The sequence below is a fragment of the Halomonas ventosae genome (genome assembly GCF_004361885.1).
Taxonomy (GTDB): domain Bacteria; phylum Pseudomonadota; class Gammaproteobacteria; order Pseudomonadales; family Halomonadaceae; genus Halomonas; species Halomonas ventosae_C.
Window position 1 is genome coordinate 16,416 of record NZ_SNWH01000023.1, and the last position, 21,184, is coordinate 37,599.

Annotated in this window: 20 protein-coding genes; 10 read left to right on the plus strand and 10 right to left on the minus strand. The window is 64.1% G+C overall.

Features of this window, described 5'->3' with window-relative positions; genetic code table 11:
* Positions 1 to 164: 164 nt before the first annotated feature.
* The 3 genes from DFO68_RS13235 to DFO68_RS13245 all read right to left on the minus strand — a co-directional run bounded on the left by DFO68_RS13235 (position 165) and on the right by DFO68_RS13245 (position 3,957).
* Positions 165 to 371, minus strand: a complete 207-nt coding sequence (locus tag DFO68_RS13235) for a cold-shock protein (protein ID WP_040185674.1) — start codon at positions 369 to 371, stop codon at positions 165 to 167.
* A 260-nt stretch (positions 372 to 631) separates the two neighbouring features.
* On the minus strand, positions 632 to 2,284 hold the full coding sequence (locus DFO68_RS13240; protein ID WP_133484116.1) for a GMC family oxidoreductase: 1,653 nt from the start codon (positions 2,282 to 2,284) through the stop codon (positions 632 to 634).
* A 161-nt stretch (positions 2,285 to 2,445) separates the two neighbouring features.
* On the minus strand, positions 2,446 to 3,957 hold the full coding sequence (locus DFO68_RS13245) for a CoA-acylating methylmalonate-semialdehyde dehydrogenase (protein ID WP_133484117.1): 1,512 nt from the start codon (positions 3,955 to 3,957) through the stop codon (positions 2,446 to 2,448).
* A 99-nt stretch (positions 3,958 to 4,056) separates the two neighbouring features.
* Between DFO68_RS13245 and DFO68_RS13250 the strand changes: the two genes are divergently transcribed.
* From DFO68_RS13250 to DFO68_RS13260, 3 genes are all read left to right on the plus strand, one after another.
* Positions 4,057 to 4,263 (plus strand): hypothetical protein, encoded by a 207-nt coding sequence (locus DFO68_RS13250; RefSeq protein WP_133484118.1) that lies wholly within the window; start codon positions 4,057 to 4,059, stop codon positions 4,261 to 4,263.
* Positions 4,264 to 4,291: 28 nt separating this feature from the next.
* Entirely contained in the window at positions 4,292 to 5,083 is a 792-nt protein-coding gene (locus DFO68_RS13255) for a TSUP family transporter (RefSeq protein WP_133484119.1), read from the plus strand.
* Positions 5,084 to 5,173: 90 nt separating this feature from the next.
* On the plus strand, positions 5,174 to 6,829 hold the full coding sequence (locus DFO68_RS13260) for an FMN-binding glutamate synthase family protein (RefSeq protein ID WP_133484120.1): 1,656 nt from the start codon (positions 5,174 to 5,176) through the stop codon (positions 6,827 to 6,829).
* Here the strand turns inward: DFO68_RS13260 and DFO68_RS13265 are convergent.
* The 6 genes from DFO68_RS13265 to DFO68_RS13290 form a co-directional block, all read right to left on the minus strand.
* The gene (locus DFO68_RS13265) at positions 6,798 to 7,772 is read right to left on the minus strand and encodes a cation diffusion facilitator family transporter (protein WP_133484121.1); all 975 of its coding nucleotides are present in this window, start codon (positions 7,770 to 7,772) and stop codon (positions 6,798 to 6,800) included. The genes DFO68_RS13260 and DFO68_RS13265 overlap by 32 nt on opposite strands.
* Before the next feature lie 158 nt (positions 7,773 to 7,930).
* Complete coding sequence (locus DFO68_RS13270) at positions 7,931 to 8,734, minus strand: ABC transporter permease (protein ID WP_133484122.1); 804 nt, start codon at positions 8,732 to 8,734, stop codon at positions 7,931 to 7,933.
* Positions 8,735 to 8,764: 30 nt separating this feature from the next.
* On the minus strand, positions 8,765 to 9,652 hold the full coding sequence (locus DFO68_RS13275; protein WP_133484123.1) for an ABC transporter permease: 888 nt from the start codon (positions 9,650 to 9,652) through the stop codon (positions 8,765 to 8,767).
* The gene (locus DFO68_RS13280; protein ID WP_133484124.1) at positions 9,645 to 10,796 is read right to left on the minus strand and encodes an ABC transporter ATP-binding protein; all 1,152 of its coding nucleotides are present in this window, start codon (positions 10,794 to 10,796) and stop codon (positions 9,645 to 9,647) included. The genes DFO68_RS13275 and DFO68_RS13280 overlap by 8 nt, the downstream gene beginning before the upstream one ends.
* A gap of 24 nt (positions 10,797 to 10,820) precedes the next feature.
* The gene (locus DFO68_RS13285; RefSeq protein WP_133484125.1) at positions 10,821 to 11,936 is read right to left on the minus strand and encodes a substrate-binding domain-containing protein; all 1,116 of its coding nucleotides are present in this window, start codon (positions 11,934 to 11,936) and stop codon (positions 10,821 to 10,823) included.
* Between the two features lie 167 nt (positions 11,937 to 12,103).
* The gene (locus DFO68_RS13290; RefSeq protein WP_133484126.1) at positions 12,104 to 12,670 is read right to left on the minus strand and encodes an NnrU family protein; all 567 of its coding nucleotides are present in this window, start codon (positions 12,668 to 12,670) and stop codon (positions 12,104 to 12,106) included.
* A 108-nt stretch (positions 12,671 to 12,778) separates the two neighbouring features.
* On the opposite strand from DFO68_RS13290, the gene DFO68_RS13295 reads away from it, so the two are divergent.
* The 7 genes from DFO68_RS13295 to DFO68_RS13325 all read left to right on the plus strand — a co-directional run bounded on the left by DFO68_RS13295 (position 12,779) and on the right by DFO68_RS13325 (position 20,455).
* On the plus strand, positions 12,779 to 14,719 hold the full coding sequence (locus DFO68_RS13295) for an alkaline phosphatase D family protein (protein WP_133484127.1): 1,941 nt from the start codon (positions 12,779 to 12,781) through the stop codon (positions 14,717 to 14,719).
* Positions 14,720 to 14,816: 97 nt separating this feature from the next.
* A complete protein-coding gene (locus DFO68_RS13300; protein WP_133484128.1) occupies positions 14,817 to 15,749 on the plus strand; it encodes a CysB family HTH-type transcriptional regulator in 933 nt (310 codons plus the stop codon).
* Between the two features lie 99 nt (positions 15,750 to 15,848).
* The gene (locus DFO68_RS13305) at positions 15,849 to 16,901 is read left to right on the plus strand and encodes a sulfate ABC transporter substrate-binding protein (RefSeq protein ID WP_279512840.1); all 1,053 of its coding nucleotides are present in this window, start codon (positions 15,849 to 15,851) and stop codon (positions 16,899 to 16,901) included.
* Between the two features lie 96 nt (positions 16,902 to 16,997).
* Entirely contained in the window at positions 16,998 to 17,825 is an 828-nt protein-coding gene (gene cysT / locus DFO68_RS13310) for a sulfate ABC transporter permease subunit CysT (RefSeq protein WP_133484129.1), read from the plus strand.
* A 12-nt stretch (positions 17,826 to 17,837) separates the two neighbouring features.
* Positions 17,838 to 18,728 carry a sulfate ABC transporter permease subunit CysW gene (gene cysW, locus DFO68_RS13315; protein ID WP_133484130.1) on the plus strand — a complete coding sequence of 297 codons (891 nt, stop codon included), beginning with the start codon at positions 17,838 to 17,840 and terminating at the stop codon, positions 18,726 to 18,728.
* A gap of 28 nt (positions 18,729 to 18,756) precedes the next feature.
* The gene (locus DFO68_RS13320) at positions 18,757 to 19,836 is read left to right on the plus strand and encodes a sulfate/molybdate ABC transporter ATP-binding protein (protein ID WP_133484131.1); all 1,080 of its coding nucleotides are present in this window, start codon (positions 18,757 to 18,759) and stop codon (positions 19,834 to 19,836) included.
* Positions 19,829 to 20,455, plus strand: a complete 627-nt coding sequence (locus tag DFO68_RS13325; RefSeq protein ID WP_133484132.1) for an RBBP9/YdeN family alpha/beta hydrolase — start codon at positions 19,829 to 19,831, stop codon at positions 20,453 to 20,455. The genes DFO68_RS13320 and DFO68_RS13325 overlap by 8 nt, the downstream gene beginning before the upstream one ends.
* 187 nt (positions 20,456 to 20,642) lie before the next feature.
* On the opposite strand, the gene DFO68_RS13330 is transcribed toward DFO68_RS13325, so the two are convergent.
* Positions 20,643 to 21,056: an NAD(P)H-dependent oxidoreductase gene (locus DFO68_RS13330; RefSeq protein ID WP_347813131.1), complete on the minus strand. Its 414-nt coding sequence runs from the start codon at positions 21,054 to 21,056 to the stop codon at positions 20,643 to 20,645.
* Positions 21,057 to 21,184 lie beyond the last annotated feature (128 nt).

Here is a 21,184-nt window from a genome sequence, read left to right on the forward strand (position 1 = left end):
AAGCCGCTATTGTGACCGTCGTTAGATATTCTAAGAAGTTATTTTTAGAAATCTATCTAGATACAATATGAATAAATAAGGTAGCCGCAGTACAACGCGAAAGGCCCGCATAAGCGGGCCTTTCTCACTTGCCAAGAGGCAGTCACATCAGGGTTGGTCGACGTTTAGCCGATCACCTGAATGTTGGAAGCCTGGAGGCCTTTCTTGCCCTGGGTGACGTCGAAGGAGACCTTCTGACCGTCCTGCAGGGACTTGAAGCCTTCTGCCTTAATCTCGGAGAAGTGAGCGAACAGGTCGTCACCGTTGTCGTCCGGAGAAATGAAGCCGAAGCCCTTGGTGTCGTTGAACCACTTGACAGTACCAGTAGCCATTATCGAATTCCTCGAATAGCGTAAGATTGTGCCGGGAAATACCCGAATTACAGTGGGTAAAACAAGAAACTTTCACCGGGAGATCGACGCCATGAGCCTTCGATGACCACTTGCGATGTTCCACTTGCCAACCAACTGCGTGCATCTTGCCCCGTTGCCCTGCGCAGGTCAAACACTATTTGCGCCGCATGACAGGAATCTTGCCGGGGGCCCAGCAGCGCCTGCTCCCTGGCGCTGCCTGCATGCCAAAAAAGGGGTGTTCACTCTCTTTGCGCAAGAATCCAGGCTGCGGCCTTCTCGGCGATCATCAGCGTCGGTGAGTTGGTGTTGCCGCTGGTGATGGTAGGCATGATACCCGCATCCACCACCCGCAACCCCGCCACGCCACGTACCCGCAGGTGAGAGTCGACCACCGCCATGGGATCGTCGTCGCGCCCCATCTTGGTGGTGCCCACCGGGTGGAAGATGGTGGTGCCGATATCTCCAGCCAGGCGAGCCAGGTCATCGTCGCTCTGGTACGCCAGTCCCGGCTTGAACTCCTCGGGTTGATACTTGGCGAAGGCGGGCTGCTCGGCGATGCGCCGCGTGACCCGCAGCGAGTCTGCTGCAACCTTGCGATCCTCCGGCGTGCTAAGGTAGTGGGGCGCGATGGCCGGGGCCTGGCGCGGGTCGTCGCTCTTGATGCGCACCGTGCCGCGGCTTGTCGGGTTGAGGTTGCACACGCTCGCCGTGATCGCCGGGAAATCGTGCAATGGCTGACCGAAGGCCTCCAGGCTGAGTGGCTGGACGTGATACTCGATGTTGGGATGCGTGTAGTCGTCGCAGCTGCGTGTAAAGGCACACAGCTGCGAAGGCGCCATGCTCATAGGACCGGAGCGCTTAAGCAGGTATTCCAGGCCGATGCCCGCCTTGCCGAGCAGCGAGTTGGCCATGGTGTTGAGGGTCTTGGCAGCCTTTACCTTGTAGACCGAGCGGATTTGCAGGTGGTCCTGCAGGTTTTCGCCGACCCCCGGCAGGTCATGGATCACCGGGATGTCGTGCTCGGCCAGCAGGTCGGCTGGGCCGATGCCGGAAAGCTGCAGCAGCTGGGGCGAGCCGATGGCGCCAGCGGAGAGGATCACCTCGCGGCCGGCCTGCACCGTGATCGTTTTCCCGTCGCGCTCGACGCGCACGCCGCGGCAGCGGAGCTCACCACTCACGCCCTTCGCGACCTCCAGACCCAGCACCTGGGTGGAGTGCCACAGGGTGAGGTTGTCGCGCTTCACGGCATCACGCAAAAAGGCCTTGGAAGTATTCCAGCGCCAGCCGCTACGCTGGTTCACCTCGAAGTAGTCAACCCCCTCGTTGTCACCGCGGTTGAAGTCGCGGGTCCGCGGGATGCCGGCCTCCACGGCCGCGGTGGCGAAGTCGTCGAGCACCTGCCACTTGAGGCGCTGCTTCTCTACCCGCCACTCGCCGCCGTGGCCATGGTAGTTGCAGTGGGCTGCGTCGGCATCGCCATCGGCATCCAGGCGATAGTGGTCTTCATGCTTCATGAAGTCGGGCAGGCAATTCTCCCAGCGCCAGGCATCGTCGCCAGTAGCCTCGGCCCAGCCGTCGTAGTCGCGCGACTGGCCACGGATATACAGCATGCCATTGATGCTGGAACAGCCACCCAGGGTCTTGCCGCGGGGATAGATCAGCGAACGGCCGTTGAGCCCGGGGTCGGCCTCGGTGCGAAAGCACCAGTCGGTGCGCGGGTTGTCGATGCAGTAGAGGTAACCCACCGGGATATGGATCCAGTGGTAGTTGTCGCGACCGCCCGCCTCGATCAGAAGCACCCGATTGGCCGGGTCGGCACTCAGGCGGTTGGCCAGCAGGCAGCCGGCGGTGCCGGCCCCCACTACGATATAGTCGAATTCCTGGTCAGCCATGGCACGCTCTCGGTGATGACTTCACTCGAGGCTGTTCCGGTGACGACGTTGCGAGGAGGCGCTGTGAACCCCTCCCTGGGCGCTACCGATGCCATCCCTGGCATAGGACCTCCTCTTCACATCGTCCCCGGCGCCTCTCGCTCATTCAGTGATCGGCGGCATTACTTGTGGGTCGGCATGGCGAACTCGGAGCCGGCATCGATGGAGTCCGACCAGCGCTGCATGATCGACTTCTGCTTGGTGTAGAAACGCACGCCCTCCTCGCCGTAGGCGTGGGTGTCGCCGAACAGCGAACGTTTCCAGCCACCGAAGCCGTGCCAGGCCATGGGCACCGGAATCGGTACGTTGATGCCCACCATGCCGATCTGGATGCGACGACCAAACTCGCGAGCCACACTGCCGCTCTCGGTGAAGCAGCTTACGCCGTTGCCGAACTCGTGGTCGTTGATCAACTCGATGGCGGTGGCGATATCGGGCACCCGTACGCAGACCAGCACCGGGCCAAAGATCTCCTCTTGGTAGATGGTCATCTCCGGGGTGACGTGGTCAAACAGCGAGCCGCCCATCCAGAAGCCCCCGGCGTACTCGTCACCGGCCCCGGTGGCGTCGAAGTCGCGGCCGTCGACGACCAGCTCTGCCCCCTCGCTCACGCCTTTCTCGATATAGCCGGTGATGCGCTGGTGCGCCTGGGCGGTGACGATGGGCCCCATCTCGGCATCCAGCTCCAGGCCATTCTTGACCTTGAGGGCGCGCGCCCGCTCGGCCAGACGCGGCACGAGCTGGTCGGCCACGTCACCCACCAGTACCGCCACGCTGATCGCCATGCAGCGCTCGCCGGCACTGCCGTAGGCGGCGCCAATCAACGCATCCACGGCCTTGTCGAAGTTGGCATCGGGCATCACCACCATGTGGTTCTTGGCGCCCCCCAGGGCCTGCACACGCTTGCCATGGCGGGCACCCCGCTCGTAGATAAGATTGGCGATCGGTGTGGAGCCAACGAACGACAGTGCCTTGACGTCAGGATGGTCGAGCAGCGCCTCAACGCTCTCTTTGTCGCCCTGCACCACATTGAAGACGCCATCCGGGAGCCCGGCACGGGCAAGCAGATCGGCGATCAGCAGCGAGGCGCTGGGGTCGAGCGGGCTAGGCTTGAGGATGAAGGTGTTGCCAGCAGCGATGGCGATGGGGAACATCCACATCGGCACCATGGCCGGGAAGTTGAAGGGAGTGACGCCAGCCACCACACCCAGCGGCTGGCGCATCGTCCAGTTGTCGATGCCGTTGCTGACCTGCTCGGTGTAGTCGCCCTTGAGCAGCTGCGGGATGCCGCAGGCAAACTCGACGATATCGATGCCGCGGGCGACCTCGCCCTGGGCATCAGTGAACACCTTGCCATGCTCCAGGGTGATGGCGCGCGCCAGGTCATCCTTGTGCTCGCCCAGCAGCTGGAGGAGCTTGAACATCACCCGGGCGCGGCGGATCGGCGGAGTATCGGCCCAGGCCGGGAAGGCGGCCTGGGCCGCAGTGACGGCAGTGGCCACGTCGGCCTGGGAAGCCAGGGCCACCTGACCGGTGACCTGGCCGGTAGCCGGGTTGGTGACCGCCTGGTGCTGGCCGGACTCGCCGGCCATCATTTGCCCGTTGATATAATGCTGGATGCTGGCTGTGCTCATGGGCCTCGTCTCGTCGTTGTCGGCATCGGGGATGGATGCCCCTAGCCTAACCTGATCGCCCTGCGAATCAATTGAGAAATGCAAAACCAGTGTATAAGTTTGGCTGATATCACTCCGCAGCTCGAGACCGAGCTGCACCGCGCCATGAGCGGCAACCTGCTGGAGAAGGTGCGTCGCGGCGAGCTGGATGTTGGCCAAAGCCTGGCCCGCGACGCCCTGGCCATGGCCGAAGGTCAGGAGCGCGGCCTGGTGATCGCCGAGGCGCTGAAAGTGCTCGCCGGCGTGTGGGACGCGCCCTCTTCATGACACCTCGATCCGGGAAAGGAGCCCCGTGATGGCCGACCTCGAGATTCACCAGCTGGTCCTGATCGGGCTGATCTTCGTGTGGAGCGGTTTCGTGCGCACCAGCCTGGGCTTCGGCGGCGCGGTGCTGTCGCTGCCCTTCCTGCTGCTAGTGCTCGACGAGCCGCTGGTGTTCCTACCGATCATCGCCGTGCATCTGCTGATCTTCTCCAGCTGGATCGCCTGGCGCGGTCACCGGCAGCTGATGGCCGACAACCACGGCCAGGCGCCGAGCGAGAGCAACATCGACTGGGGCTACCTGCTCAAGGCGATGAAGGTGATGATCATCCCCAAGCTGATAGGCGTGGTCGGCCTGCTGACCCTGCCGGGCAACGTGCTGACCAACATCATCTTCGTGATCGTGATGGGCTATGCCATCGGTTATGTGCTCGACAAGCCCTTTCGCAGCCACAACCGAGTGGTGGACACGCTGCTGCTGGTACTGGGCGGCTATGTCAGTGGCACCTCGCTGATCGGCGCCCCATTGATCGTCGCGGTGTTCGCCAGCCACGTCGCCACCCACCAGCTGCGCGACACTCTCTTCGTGCTGTGGTTCATCCTGGTGTTGATCAAGATGGTCTCCTTCGTGATCGCCGGCGTCGACCTGCAACTCATCCATCAGTTGTGGCTGCTGCCCTGTGCGCTGGTCGGACACCTGCTGGGCGAGCGCGCCCACCGCTATCTAGTGGGCAGTCGTGCCAACCTCTACTTCCGGGTGCTTGGCGCGGTGCTCATCGTGGTCAGCCTGGTGGGGCTGTTTAGCAGCCTCGGCAGCGCCCGATGAATCGACTTTCTCGCTGCCCCTTTATTGACGCGTTGACACGGCGCCTGAGTCCCCGTGCAATGGGTTTCCCGTCCCCGCAAGGAGTGCGTCATGTCGAAGCTCCCCCACCTCTCGCCTCTGCCCCTTCGCTACAGCGCCTACGCGCTCAGTCTGCTGGGCCTGGCCGTCAGCCTGTTCGGACTGATCATCCTCTCCCCTGGGTGGGGCTGGGGCGTGCTGGTGTTTGGCCTGCTCGTGACCCTGGGCAGCTATGACCTGCTGCAGCGCACCCGCACGGTAAGCCGCAACTACCCGATCTTGGCCCACCTGCGCTATAACCTTGAAGCCTTCGGCCCCGAAATTCGCCAGTATCTCATCCAGACCGATACCGAACAGGTACCCTTCTCCCGGGAACAGCGCCGCCTGGTCTATCAACGCGCCAAGGGAATCAGCGACAAGCAGCCCTTCGGCTCGCTTCACGACATGAACCACCCTGGCTACGAATGGATGAACCATTCGCTGACGCCGGTAGAGACCGACAAGGCTGACTTTCGCATTACCGTGGGGGTAGGCCGCGCGCGCCCCTACTCGGCCAGCGTGTTCAATATCTCGGCGATGAGTTTCGGCGCCCTTTCCGCCAACGCCATCAGCGCCCTTAACGACGGCGCCCGGGAAGGTGGCTTCTACCACGACACCGGAGAGGGGGCGATTTCGCCCTATCACCGTCGCGGCGGAGACCTGGTCTGGGAGATCGGTTCAGGCTACTTCGGTTGCCGCGACGAGTCGGGACGCTTCGATCCCGAGCGCTTTCGCCGCAATGCCCGCCAGGAAGGGGTCAAGATGATCGAGATCAAGCTCTCCCAGGGCGCCAAGCCGGGCCACGGCGGCATCCTTCCCGCCGCCAAGGTGACTCCCGAGATCGCCTCCACCCGGGGCGTCCCACAAGGTGAGGACGTCATCTCCCCCGCAGCCCACTCGGCCTTCTCTACACCGCGAGAGATGATCGCCTTCATCAACGAACTGCGCGACCTGGCCGACGGCAAGCCAGTGGGCATCAAGCTCGCCATTGGACACCCCTGGGAGTGGTTCGCCATCGTCAAGGCGATGCTCGAGACCGGCGAGCACCCTGACTTCGTGGTAGTGGATGGCGGCGAGGGCGGCACCGGCGCCGCGCCGCTGGAGTTCATCAACCGCCTGGGCATGCCGCTGAGTGAAGCGCTGCAGCTGGTTCACAACACCCTGGTGGGTGCTGGCCTGCGCGACCGGGTTCATCTTGCCGCGGCCGGCAAGATGATCAGCGCCTTCGATATTGCCAGGGCCATGTCGCTGGGCGCTGACTGGTGCAATGCGGCACGCGGCTTCATGTTTGCGCTGGGCTGCATTCAGGCCCAGAGCTGTCACAACGACCGTTGTCCCAGCGGCGTGGCCACTCAGGATTCCTTGCGCGGCAGCCGCCTCGATGTCCCGAGCAAGGCGCAGCGGGTCGCACGCTTTCACGCCAATACCCTCGCCGCTCTCGCCGAGATGCTGGGAGCCGCTGGCCTGTCGCACCCCGCTGAGCTTGGCCCGGAGCACGTGCTACATAGGGTGTCGCGTCATGAGGTGAAAAGCTTCAGCGAACTGCACGATCATTTGACGCCGGGTGAACTTTTGAGCGGTGGCGCCGATCGCCACCCGGTATTCCGCGACTACTGGGAGAGCGCTCACGCCGAGAGCTTCTCCCCACCCGAGGCGGTCATCCAGCTTCGCTACAGCAAGTTGGTCTAGCGGCCCGGGTATCCGCCTTGTCGTGCCTCTCGTCGCTGTCGGGCTCGTCGGCACACTGGTGCCAGCTCTCCAGCTGGATGGTGGCATGGTCCAGGCCGTAGCGCTCCTCGAGCAGGCTCCGGATCGCCACCAGCGCGGCCTGGCGATCCTCGCCCTCCGCGATGGCCGCATGCAGCGAGATCAGGTGACGCCCCGGCGTCAGCGACCAGACATGCACGTGATGCACGTTGCAGACCGCCTCGAGCTGCTCGGGAATCTCGCGGCGCAGCGTCACTGGGTCCAGGCTTTCCGGCGTGCCCTCCAGCAGGATATGAGCGGATTCCCGAGTCAGCTTCCAGGCGCTGCGCAGGATCAGCATCGCCACCAGCACCGAGAGCAGCGGGTCGATGGGCATCCAGCCGGTGGCCAGTATCACCACGGCCGCGACGATGGCCGCCACCGACCCCAGCAGGTCGCCCAGCACATGCAGGGCGGCCCCGCGGATATTGAGGTTGTCACGGTCGCCGAAGTGCAGGATGGCGAACACCACCACGTTGACTACCAGCCCCAGGGCGGCGATCGCCAGCATGGTGGACCCCATCACCGCCACCGGCGAGAGCAGCCGGCGAATCGCCTCGATGAGGATCCACACGACGATGGCGATCAGCGTCAGGCCATTGACGAAGGCGGCCAGGATCTGCACCCGGTGGTAGCCGAAGCTGCGCTTCTCGTCCGCCGGGCGGCGGCTGATGCGGGCGGCGAACCAGGCCAGCCCCAGGGCGGCGGTGTCGGTGAGCATGTGGCCGGCATCGGCCAGCAGCGCCAGCGAGCCGGAGACGATACCGCCCACCACCTCGGCGATCATGAAGCCGCCAGTGAGCAGGATCGCCCAGAAGAGCCGGCGCTGGCTGTCCTGCCCGGCGTGATGAGTGTGGTGATGCGAATGGTCGTGATCGTGAGCCATGAGCCCTCCCTTGCGGTGGGCACCAGCATAGCATTGGACTTGGCCCGGGGCTGATCCGGCGGCAGACCTGCGGGGAGGCGCTGTAAACCCCTCCATGGGCGCTACCGACGCCATCCCTGGCGTAGGACCTCCCCTTCGGTCTGCCCCCGGCGCCCCTATTATACGCTCACCACCCGCACGGCCTCGCGGCGCCGCTTGACCTCGTAGGCCACGGCCAGCAGCACGGTGACGAGTATCAGGATCAGCCCCAGGGCATTGACCGCTGGCGTGAGGCCGGTGCGCACCTTGGAGGCGATGTAGACCGTCAGGGTGGTGTCGTAGCCCACCACGAACAGCGAGGTATTGTAGTTCTCGAAGGACTGCAGGAAGGCGATCACCGCCGCCGAGAGGATCGCCGGCTTGAGGTAGGGCAGCAGGATGCGCCGGAACATCTGCCACTGGCTGGCGCCCAGATCCAGGGCGGCGCGCTCCATGGTGCGGTCGAAGCGCTGCAGCCGTGCGGTGACCATCAGCATCACGTAGGCGGCGATGAAGGTGGCCTGGCCGAGCACAGTGAGGAAGATGCCGCCGCCGACGCCGAGCTGGCGCCAGAAGATCAGCGTCGAGATGCCGATGATCACCCCGGGCGTCAGCAGCGGCGAGAGGATCAGCGCATACAGGAAGGGCTTGGCGCGGCTCTGCACGGTGTTGAGGAACAGCGCCGTGGCGATGCCGATGGGCACCGCCAGGCAAAGCACGCCGATGGCGACGATGGCGCTGTTGGTGAGCGCCTGCCACATGCGACTGTCGGCGGCGAGCTCGCCGAACCACTTCAGGGTGGTGCCGTTCCAGGGGGTCACGGTGGGAAAGCGGCTATCGTTGAAGGTGGCCGCCGCCATCACCAGCAGCGGCAGGAACAGGTAGGCGAAGAACACCACCACATAGATGCGCAGGCCCAGGGCCATCAGTCGCTGTGAGCTCACGCCCGGCCCCCCGTCATTTGGCCAAGTTGCTCATTTGGCAAAGTCCCCCAGGCCCACCTTGAACACCTTCATCACCAACGACATGAAGCCGATGCACAGCACCAGCAGCAGGAAGGCGTAGGCCGCCCCCTGGTTCCAGTTGCCGCCCTCGAAGAACCAGTTGTAGATGATCTGGGTGAACCAGCGGCTGCCTGGCGAACCGAGCAGCGCCGGCACTGCATAGCTGCCCGCCGCCAGCATGAAGGTCATGATGCAGCCAGTGGCGATCCCCGGCTTGGCATGGGGGATGACGATGCGCCGATGGGTGCGCACCGTCCCTGCCCCCAAGTCCCGGGCGGCCCGCACCTGGTTGTCGTCGAGGCTCTCGATGGCGTTGTAGACCGGGAACACCATGAACAGGATATAGGCGTAGACCATGCCCACCATCACCCCGGCGTCACCGCTGAGGAAACGGATTGGCCGGTCGATCAGCCCCAGCATCATCAGCACCTCGTTGAGCGGCCCGCGGAAGGCAAGGATGATAAACCATGAGTAGGTGCGCAGGATCTCGTTGATCCAGAAGGGAATGATCAGCAGCAGGATGCACAGCGCCGCCTGCCGCGGGGTGGCCACCTTGGCCAGGTACCAGGCCAGCGGATAGCTCACGCCGAGGGTGAGCAGGGTCACCAGCACGCTGGACCACAGCGTCTTGAAGAAGATCGCCCGGTGGATGTCATTGGCGAACAGGGTGGTGTAGTTGGTCAGCGTCCAGCCATCCTCCGGCCCGCCCCGCTGGGCCGGCAGCAGGTTGGGGCGCAGCGAGTAGTCGATCATCTGCAGCTGCGGCAGGGTCACCATCACGATCAGCCAGATACCCAAGAGGCCGAGGATTGCCATGGCCAGGGGGCCGCCGAAACGCGCGGCGAGCTGCCTAAACATCACCGGCCTCCACCACCTCGCCGGTCGCCTCGTCGACCCGCGGGCCGCCATCCTCGGGCAGCACCACCGCATCGTCTGGATCGTAGCCGAAGATCATGCGCCGCCCAGCGACCAGGGTATCGGTGTACTGCCGGGAGATCTCGTGGCCGAGCTGCACCCTGAGCAGTTCACCGCTGGCCTCAAGCCGCGCTTCCAGCACTACCCAGGCCCCCTCGAAATGGACCGCCTCGAGGGTCGCCGCCAAGGTGGGGCCGCTTTCGCCCTCGTCGACCGGGCGCAGATGTTCGGGACGGATATACAGCGCCGCGCGATCGCCGCGATGCAGTCCACTGGTGGCCGCGACGCGGCCGGCCAGTTCGCCCAACGCACAGCCATCCAGGCGCACCCGCTCGCCCTGGCGCTCGATCAGCGTCGTCTCCAGCCGGTTGTTCTCGCCGACGAAGGCCGCCACGAAGCCGGTGGCTGGTGAGCGGTAGAGGGTCACCGGGTCGGCCACCTGCTGGATACGCCCCGCCGACATCACCGCCACCCGGTCGGACATGGTCAGCGCCTCGCCCTGGTCGTGGGTGATGTAGATGAAGGTGATACCGGTCTTTCGCTGGATCGCCTTGAGCTCGGCACGCATGTGCTGGCGCAGCTTGAGGTCCAGCGCCGAGAGCGGCTCGTCGAGCAGCAGCACCCGCGGCTCCACGGCCAGCGCCCGGGCGATGGCCACCCGCTGCTTCTGGCCACCGGAGAGCTCGCTGATCCGCTTGGGCCCGCTGCCCTCGAGTGCCACCAGCGCCAGCAGCCGTTCGGAGGCCTCGCGACGCGCCTTGCGGTCGACCCCACGCACCTCCAGGCCAAACTCGATGTTCTCGAACACCGTCATCAGCGGGAAGAGCGCCAGGTTCTGGAAGATCATCGCGGTAGGACGACGGTTCACCGACACGCCGCCCATGGGTTCGCCGCCGATCAGCACCCGCCCTTCGCTTGGCACCAGGAAACCGCTGATCATGTTGAGCAGGGTGGTCTTGCCGCAGCCCGAGGGGCCGAGGAAGCTGAAGAACTCCCCCGAGCCGATCTCGAGCGTCGTCGTGTCGATGGCGGTGAAGTCGCCGAAGCGCATCACCACCTTCTCCAGGCGGACGCTGCCGTCCTCCATGGTCACCTCGCGGTCAGGCATGCGTCAGGCGGAGAGATAGCGATCCTGGTACTCGTTGCGCAGCGCCACGTACCAGGGCTCCTGGATCGGCCACCACCAGAGGTTGGCCAGATCCTGCTCGGTATACGACTTGATGAAGAAATTGCGCGTCGCCTCGGGCAAGAGCTCGGTGGCGCCCTTGGCCGTGGAATTGTAGCCGGTGGCCTCGACGAACATCGCGCCCGCCTCGGGGGTGTAGTACCAGTTGATCAGCTCGTAGACGGCATCCGGGTTGCGGGCGTTGCGCGGAATCACGAAGCCCTCCATCCACGCCAGTGCTCCCTCCTTCGGCGCCCCATAGACGATCTCCTCGTCCTCCTGCTGCAGGCGGAAGGCGGTGGAGTCCCAGGTCTGGCCGATGATCGCGCCGTTGGTGCGGAAGGCGGCCTGGGCCTCGTTCTCGGTGCTCCAGAACTGCACCAGCATCGACTTGTGCTTGATCGCCTCCTCGAGGATGACATCGAAGTTGGCGCGCATCGCCTCCTCGCTGCGGTAGGAGTCGAGCAGCGGGAAGGGTAACCGCCCTTCGCGCTCCAGCCACAGGCCGATGCCGACCAGCGCCGAGTGGCTGCGCACGGTGACGCCCTGGCCATGCTCGGGATTCCACAGGTCGGCATAGCTCAGGTTGGCGCGGTCGACGTCGGCGAAGCGGCGATTCCATGTGATCGCCTCAGTGCCCCAGTCGCTGGGCGCGAAGTAGCGCTTGCCATCCACCACCCCGCCGGTCCTGGAGCCCTCGATGGCACTCTCCAGGGCGCCATCCCAGTTGATGCGCGAGGTGTCCAGGGGCTGGATCAGGTTGTAGTCCAGATAGCCCGGCACCCGATCCACGGTGGGCATGATCACGTCGAAACCGCTACCGTCGCTGGCCCGCAGCGAGTTCATCAGTTCATCGTTGGTGCCGTAAGGTGTGAAGGTGGCCTTGATCCCGGTCTTCTCGGTGAAGTCTTCCAGCATGCGCTCGTCGAAGTAGCCCGCCCAGGCGTAGATGCGCAGGGTCTGCTCTTGCGCCAGCAGCGTATTAACATAGAAGGACGGTACGCTGGCCGCAGCACCGGCGACCAGGCTGCCCTTGAGGAAACGACGACGAGTGATCGACATGACGAACTCTCCATGGTGCGTTAAGGTGCCCCCGTTATCGCGCTGCGAGGTGACAACGGCATGACGCTGCGATGACGGCTCAGTTTCGACTCAATCAACGTAGCACAATAGCCATATAGGGAAAGGCCCAGTCGCTGCGTCAGAGAGCCCGGCTCGCCGGGTCCGAGTCACATCACCGGCACGCCGATGAGCACGGGATGCAGGTAGAAGGCGAAGAGGACGTAGGCCACCAGGCCGATCACCACGGTGGCGACGGTGCCCGCCACACTCGGGGCAGCAGATTGCGGACGGGGACGGCGACGAGCGGCACGGAAATCGAACACCGCCCACACCAGGAAGGCACCGAAGAAGACGATGTCGCCCAACCGACCGTTGACCAGCAGGTGGGCGAGGGCCCAGAGCTTCACCGCCAGGATCATCGGATGGCCGAGCCGTGCCTTGAGGTGGTTACGGGGCACATAGGCCGCCACCAGCAGGATGAAGGCGGGGATCATCAGCAGCGCGACGAGATGGCGCAGGCCAGCCGGGGGCTGCCAGACCGATACCGGGTCGAGGCGCATCTGGCCAAAGCCCCAGATCGCCAGCGCCAGGCCGATGATCGAGATCACCGAAAAGAGCGCCTTCCAGGGCAACTCGCCCATGCGCTGGATCTGGGTACCTCGCCAGTCGTCAGCCAGAATACGTATCGAGTGCATGCCAAGAAAGATCACCAGGCCGAGCAGCATCACGCTCATGGTGGAAGTCTCCATCAGGGAACGGGCAAAGTGGAACGACACAGCGGCCAGCCTAATCTGTTGACCCGATCACTACCAGCGGCACCATCAACGCCGCAAAGGACGGCCATGTCCCCCGACACCGCTTCGCTGCCTGACGTCCTCGCCGGCCCCCTCCTGCGACGCCTGAGCGCGGAGCGCCTGGTGATCTGGCTGGTGGGCTCACAGCCCCTCGAGCTCGGCCTGATGCTGCACCCCGCCGGACACCCACCGCGCCGCCTGACGCTCAACGCGCGGCGCCTGCAGCGGCTGCCGCTGGGCCAGCATGCCTGGCTGCACCTGATCGACGTGACCCTCGAGATACCCCTGCCGCGTGGTGTGCGCATCGACTACGACCTGACGATCGCCTCGGACGGGAGCGACGTCGGGGGCGGTGACGTCGGGGGCGGTATCGCCGACTGGGCGCCTCACCTGCTGTACCAGGGCGCCAGGCACCCCAGGTTCGTGCTGGCCGACAGCCACCGCCGCCTGCTGCATGGCTCGTGCCGCCGGCCCCATCACGACGGTCCCGACGGCCTGGTGCGTGCCGATGCCTGGCTGGCCGAACGACGGACGACGCCCGAGGCCTGGCCCGCCTGGCTGCTGATGACCGGCGACCAGATCTATGCCGACGACGTCGCCGGCCCGCTGCTGGTCGCCATCCACGCGCTGATCCGCCGGCTGGGCCTGTTCGACGAGACCCTGGAAGGGGCCACCGTGGCCGATAGCCAGGCCCTCTACGCCGACCCTGCCAGCTATTACCGGCGCGAGGCGATGCTGCCGGACGTCAAGAGCAGCGACAACCTGCGCGAGCGCTTCTTCGGCGGGGTGAGAAAGCCGGTCTTCACCTCGGCCAATGCCCACAACCACCTGATGAGCTTCGCCGAGGTCATCGCCATGTACCTGCTGGTCTGGTCGCCGGTGCCCTGGCGGCTGGTCGAGATACGTGAGCCGCCGCTGGACGAGCAGGAGGCAGCCTGCTTCGGCGAGGAAGCTGCGGTCATCGCGCGCTTCGCCGAGGGGCTGCCCGCCGCCGCCCGGGTGATGGCCCACCTGCCCTCGCTGATGATCTTCGACGACCACGACATCACCGACGACTGGAACCTCACCGCGGACTGGGAGCGCACCGCCTACGGGCATCCCTTCTCACGACGCATCATCGGCAACGCCCTGCTCGCCTACCTGCTCTGCCAGGGCTGGGGCAACGACCCGGATCGCCTGGCCGAGCCGCTGGGCAAGGCGGCCGACCTGCTGGCCTCGGCGGCCAGCCAGGGGGGATGGCTGGCCGCCAAAGAGCAGGACGCCGTCATCCAGCAATTACTGCGTTTCCAGGGCTGGGAGGTGGAGGTCGAGGGCGAGCCCAAGCTGGTGGTGCTGGACACCCGCACCCGACGCTGGCGCAGCGAGCGCCACCCGGCTCGCCCCTCGGGCCTGATGGACTGGGAAGCGCTCTCGGACTTTCAGCAGCAGATCCTCGGCGCCACATCGGTGGTGATCGTCTCGCCGGCCCCGATGTTCGGCGTCAAGCTGATCGAGACCATCCAGCGGCTCTTCACCCTGGCCGGCCGACCGCTGCTCGTCGACGCCGAGAACTGGATGGCCCATCGCGGTGCCGCCAGCGTGATGCTCAATATCTTCCGCCACTCACGCACTCCGGGACACTACGTGATCCTCTCCGGCGACGTGCACTACTCCTTCGCCTACGACATCCATATCCGTCAGCACCGCGAGGGACCGAGGATCTGGCAGATCACCTCCAGCGGCATCAAGAACGCTTTCCCCGACACCCTGCTCGACTGGTTCGACCGCCTCAACCGTTGGCTCTACGCCCCGCGCTCGCCGCTCAACTGGTTCACCAAGCGCCGGCGCATGCAGATCACCCCGCGCGACCCGGACTGCGCCAAGGCCGGCGAACGGCTGTGGAACGGCAGCGGCATCGGCCTGGTGGAACTTGATGACCAGGGTCGCCCGATCGACATCCGCCAGCTCGATGGCCGCGGCTTCGACGTGACCTTCCCGCCTCCAGAATAAGCCGTCGTATTGATATCCATATCGCAACAAATGCTTTTAAAGAATAAAAAACGTATTTTATATTCCCATAAGCATTTCCTGTGCAGGGATATTCCGCATGAACCTTCAACAGCTGCGCATCGTGCGAGAAACCGTACGCCAGCACTTCAACCTCACGGAGGCCTCCAACGCGCTCTTCACCTCTCAATCGGGGGCCAGCAAGCACATTCGTGACCTGGAAGAGGAGCTGGGTGTCGAGCTCTTCGAGCGCCGAGGGAAGCGCATCCTGGGACTGACGCAAGCCGGCAGCACCCTGCTTGAGATCATCGAGCGCATCCTGCTGGATGCGGAGAACCTCAAACGCTCGGCTCAGCAGCTGACCCACGAAGACCAGGGTAACCTGGCCATCGCCACCACCCATACCCAGGCCCGCTATGCGCTGCCGCCAATCATCGCCCGCTTCAAGCAGGCCTTCCCCAAGGTTCACCTGGAGCTTCACCAGTGCGGGCCAGACGAGATCGTCTCGATGCTCAAGGCCGGCAAGGTGGATATCGGGGTGGCCACCGAGGCCCTGCACGAGCACGGGCAACTGTTCGCCTGCTTCTCCTTCTACCACTGGTACCACGGGGTGATCGTCCCGGAGGGACACCCATTGGACGATGGACAGCCGCTGACCCTGCCGCGAATCGCCACGCATCCCATCGTCACCTATCACGAAGGCTTCACCGGTCGTGCCCGCATCGACCAGGCCTTCGCCGCCGCCGATGTGGTACCCGATATCGTGCTCACGGCGCTGGATGCCGATGTCATCAAGACGTATGTGGAACTCGGCCTGGGTGTCGGGGTCATCGCGTCGATGGCCTATCACGAAGAGCGTGACCGAGGGCTGAGGCTGCTCGACGCCAGCGAGCTGCTCCCGCGCAACACCACCTACTTGGCCCTGCGCCGGGGACATTTCCTGCGCGGGTTCGCCTACCACTTCCTGCAGTTCTGCCGAGACGACCTGGATGAGGCCACCGTCCAGCAGGTGCTGGCCGGCAACCCGGTTTAATTCAATAAAAGAATAAGCAATCCGTTTTTAATTCGTTCTAGTGGCGTGAGAGGCGGCAGTAGGGTGGACCACACCATCAACGCATACGGAGCTCACCTCATGCCACGTTCGCTTTCCTCACCCTACCGTTTCGGCCTGGCGCTGATGGCTGCCGCCTCAGTGCTGACTGTCTCACTCCCCGGCGGACAAGCCCACGCCGAGAATGTTGAGATCCTTAACGTCTCCTACGACCCGACCCGCGAGCTTTATCGAGAGTACAACGACTGGTTCAGCGACTACTGGAAGGAGCAGACCGGTGACGACGTCACCGTCCGTCAATCTCATGGGGGGGCCGGCTCCCAGGCGCGAGCCGTACTGGATGGCCTTCCGGCGGATGTCGTGACCCTGGCGCTGGCCTATGACATCGACCAGTTCCATAAGCGTGCCAACCTAATCCCGGCCGACTGGCAGTCGCGCCTGCCCAACAACAGCGCCCCCTACACCTCGACCATCGTGCTGCTGGTCCGCGATGGCAACCCGAAGAACATCCAGGACTGGGACGACCTCACCCGCGATGATCTCGAGGTCATCACCCCCAACCCCAAGACCTCCGGCGGCGCACGCTGGAACTACCTGGCGGCCTGGGGCTATGCGCTGGACAAGTTCGACGGCGATGAGCAGAAGACCTTCGAGTTCGTGCGTGACATCTACAAGAACGTGCCGGTGCTCGACTCCGGTGCCCGCGGCTCCACCAACACCTTCGTCCAGCGCGGCATCGGCGACGTGCTGCTGGCCTGGGAGAACGAGGCTTTCCTGGCGACAGAACGCCTCGGCAAGGGAGACTTCGAGATCGTGGTGCCGTCGGTGAGCATCCTCGCCGAACCGCCCGTAACGGTGATCGACAAGAATGTCGAGGCGCATGGCACCCGCGAGGTGGCGACGGCGTACCTCGAGCAGCTCTATACCGATGACGCACAGCGCCTGGCCGGCAAGCACTTCTATCGGCCTGCCGACCCCGAGATCGCCAAGGAATTCGCAGACCAGTTCCCCGATGTCGAGCGCTTCACTGTCGATGAGGTATTCGGCGGCTGGACCAACGCCCAGGAGACCCACTTCAACGATGGTGGCCGCTTCGACGACATCCTGCAGCAGGTCGGCAATCCCACCGACTGAGCATCCTGGCTGATCTCTCCCCCGGGCCTCGCGCCCGGGGTTTTTGGGCAATCGACTCTTGGGTAACCGACTCACAGATAAACGACGGATTAGACCATGCCGATCCTCAACCAACCTCGCAGCGTGATCCCGGGCTTCGGCCTGACCATGGGGTTCTCGCTGTTCTATCTCGGCTTGATCTTTTTGATCCCCGTGGCTGGGCTACTGGTCTTTACCGCCACCATGAGCTGGGCGGACTTCTGGTCAGCGATCAGCCATCCCCAGGTGGTGGCTTCCTATAAGCTCTCCTTCGGTGCCTCCTTGGTAGGCGCCACGATCAACCTGGTCTTCGGGATGCTGGTGGCCTGGGTGCTGGTGCGCTACACCTTCCCCGGCAAGCGAATCATCGATGCCCTGGTCGATCTCCCCTTCGCGCTGCCGACGGCGGTGGCGGGGATTTCCCTGGTGACCCTCTACGCCACCACGGGCTGGGTGGGGCAGTACCTGAACCTCTTCGGCATCAAGGTCGCCTATACCCAGCTCGGGGTGGTCATCGCCCTGACCTATATCGGTCTGCCCTTCGTGGTGCGCACCGTGCAGCCGGTGCTGGAGGATCTCGAAGCGGAACTCGAGGAAGCCTCGGCCAGCCTGGGAGCGAGCCGTTTCACCACCATTCGCCGGGTGATTCTCCCGGCCCTGCTGCCGGCGGCTTTGACCGGCTTCGCTCTGGCCTTCGCCCGCGCCCTGGGCGAGTACGGCTCGGTGGTGTTCATCTCCGGCAACCTGCCCTATCGCACCGAGATCACGCCGCTGCTGATCGTCGCCAAGATCGAGCAGTTCGACTATCACGGCGCTGCCGCCATCGGCAGCGTGATGCTGCTTGCCGCCTTCCTGCTCCTGCTGCTGATCAACGGCCTGCAGTGGTGGGCCTCGCGGCGCCGTTAAGGAATTCGTTTCATGACCTCATCGAGTCTCTCATCATCGGTATCCCACACCACGCTGGTCGCGCACTGGCGTCGTGCCACCGAGGAGCCGGTCTGGCTGCGGCGCTGCCTGATCGCCATGGCCCTGACCTTTCTCGGCCTGTTTCTGGTGTTGCCGCTGATCGTGGTGCTCTACAGCGCTTTCAGCCAGGGCATCGATGCCTGGCAAGCGGCGATCACCGAACCCGACGCCCTGGCGGCCATCCGGCTGACGCTCCTGGTGGTCGCCATCGCGGTACCCGCCAACCTGGTGTTCGGCGTGGCCACCGCCTGGGCGGTGGCCAAGTTCGAGTTTCGTGGCAAGTCGGTGCTGATTTCGATGATCGATATGCCGTTCGCCATCTCCCCCGTGGTCGTCGGCCTGATCTTCGTGGTGATGTTTGGCTCCCAGGGCTGGCTCGGCCCCTGGCTATCGGAACACGACCTGAAGATTCTCTATGCGGTGCCGGGCATCGTCATCGTCATCGTCTTCGGTACGCTGCCCTTCGTGGCTCGCGAGCTGATTCCGTTGATGCAGCAGCAGGGCAAGGAAGAAGAAGAGGCGTCGCTGACCCTGGGGGCCAGCGGCTGGAAGACCTTCTGGCACGTCACCCTGCCCAACATCAAGTGGGGGCTGATCTACGGCGTGATCCTGTGTAACGCCCGCGCCATGGGCGAGTTCGGTGCCGTCGCGGTGGTATCGGGCCGCATTCGCGGCGAGACCAACACCCTGCCGCTACATATCGAGGTGCTCTACAACGAGTACCAGTTCACCGCCGCCTTCGCCGTGTCATCACTGCTGACCGGCCTGGCGCTGGTCACCATCGCCATCAAGAGCCTTGTCGAATGGCACGACGAGCGCCGACAGCGCCTCGCCGCCGAATGAGTCTGCCTTCTGAATCCACGAGAACGCCATGAGCATCGAGATCGATCACGTCAACAAGCACTTCGGTGACTTCATCGCCGTCGACAACGTCAGCCTGACCTTCCGCGATGGTGAGCTCACCGCCCTGCTCGGGCCGTCGGGCTCGGGCAAGACCACCCTGCTGCGCGTCATCGCAGGGCTAGAACAGCCCGATACCGGGCGGATCCGCTTCCACGGCGAAGACACCACCGATCTGCATGTCAGCAAGCGCAGCGTCGGTTTCGTCTTCCAGCACTATGCGTTGTTCAAGCACATGACGGTGTTCCAGAACGTCGCCTACGGGCTCACCGTCAAGCCACGCCGCTCACGCCCCAGCAAGGCCGAGATCAAGCGCAAGGTGATGGAGCTGCTGGAGCTCGTTCAGCTCGACTGGACCGCCCACCGCTATCCTCATCAGCTCTCCGGCGGCCAACGCCAGCGCATCGCCCTGGCCCGCGCGCTGGCGGTGGAGCCCAAGGTGTTGCTGCTCGACGAACCCTTCGGTGCCCTGGATGCCAAGGTACGCGCCGAGCTGCGTCGCTGGCTGCGCCGTCTGCATGACGAGATCCACGTCACCAGCGTCTTCGTCACCCATGACCAGGAAGAAGCCCTGGAGGTCTCGGACCGGGTGGTGGTGATGAACCAGGGCCGCGTGGAGCAGGATGGCTCGCCCGAAGAGGTCTACGACCATCCGGCCAACCCCTTCGTCTATCAGTTCCTCGGCAACGTCAACCTCTTCCATGCGCGCGTCCACGACGGCGTGGCGCGTATCGGTGACGTTCACCTGCCCGCACCGGAGTACGAGGGCTACCAGAATGAGCAGGGGCAGGCCTATGTGCGCCCCCACGAGATCGAGGTCTTCTCCGATCGCGATCACGACGGCGCCCTGCACGCCAAGGTCGAGCTGGTCTCGGTGGTCGGCCCCACGGTGCGCCTCGAACTGCGCACCGACAACAGCGAGGACCTGGTTCACGCCGAGCTGCCCAAGCACCGCTTCCGGGAACTGGGCCTGGCCCAGGGCGGCGATGCCTGGATTCGCCCTATTTATAGCCGGGTGTTTCTGCCTGACTCTCGGGTGGCCAATGGCTGACCGCATTTCATCCTTCGAGGGCTACCACTGCCTGATCGTGCCCGGGTGGCAGGGTTCTGGAGATGACCACTGGCAGACCCACTGGCAGTCTCGACTACCCCATACCTCACGCACCCGCGTCGGCAGCTGGCAGGAACCGGAGCTCGATGACTGGATCGGCGCCTTGGACAGGGCAAGCCGGCGCATCGACTCCCCCATCCTGCTGGTAGCCCATAGCCTGGGCTGTATCACCATCGCGCACTGGGCCACTAGACTGGCACCAAGCAGCAGCGTGGCAGGTGCCCTGCTGGTCGCACCGGCGGATGTGGAACGAGGCAGCGTCAGTCGTCCGCTGGCCAGCTTTGCTCCCATTCCAATGCACCGCCTGCCGTTCCCGAGCCTGGTGGTAGGCTCCACCAACGACCCCGCCGCAAGGCTTGAGCGCATCCAGCACTTTGCCAATGCCTGGCACAGCGCCTGCCATATCATCCAGGGGGCGGGGCATATCAATGCTGCATCGGGACACCATCGCTGGGAGGATGGCTTACGTCTTCTGAACTGCCTGGGCTCAACGCCTGATGCTGAACCCAGCATTCTTAATAATGAGAACATCGAAAAACCGCCGGTAGCCATACGATAGGCTCATCACGATCACCCATGATTCGACGACTAGACAATGGAATGGATATCGAGAGCAAAAAGGGGCAGTTCGAGCTTTCAAAGAGTATCCAGGATACCCCGACATCACGAGAGGCTCGAATCTGCTCTTGCGGAACGGGTGAGGGGTGGTTTCAAGTTGAGTGAAGGATTCAGCAAGGTGCTGAATGTCAGGCGAAGGCTGTATACCCCGGCGAAAATACTGACGTACCAGCCAGCCCCTGAGAGGTGTCAATTAGTTCCTTCAGTTCATCGACGGCGCGATCAATTCGCTCGCGTTCCTCTTCGTTGATTAAATAGCGTTTTTCAGCATCCAGCGTCAAGTGCCGGGAGTTGACATAGACGCTGCCCAGCACGTTGCTCGCTCCTAGCGCCGAGATCACGGGTTTGAGAGCATAGTCGAGGATCAGCAGGTGGCTATCGGAACCTCCGTTGGCCAGGGGCAGTACCACCTTGTCCTTCAGCCCACGCTCAGGCACAAGGTCAAGCAGCAACTTGATCGCACCGGAGAAGGACGCCTGGTAGAGCGGTGTGGCCAGCACCACGGCCTGTGCCTCAGCCACTGTCTTTCGGTAATGAGCCACCTGAGGGGCAGTCGCATCAGCGAAGAGGAGTTCTATAGTGGACCCTGAAATCCAGACACTGGTTTAAGCTATCGCCTGGCCGATTTCGAAGGGATCGATGATGTCGAATCAGAAACGCAACACCCACT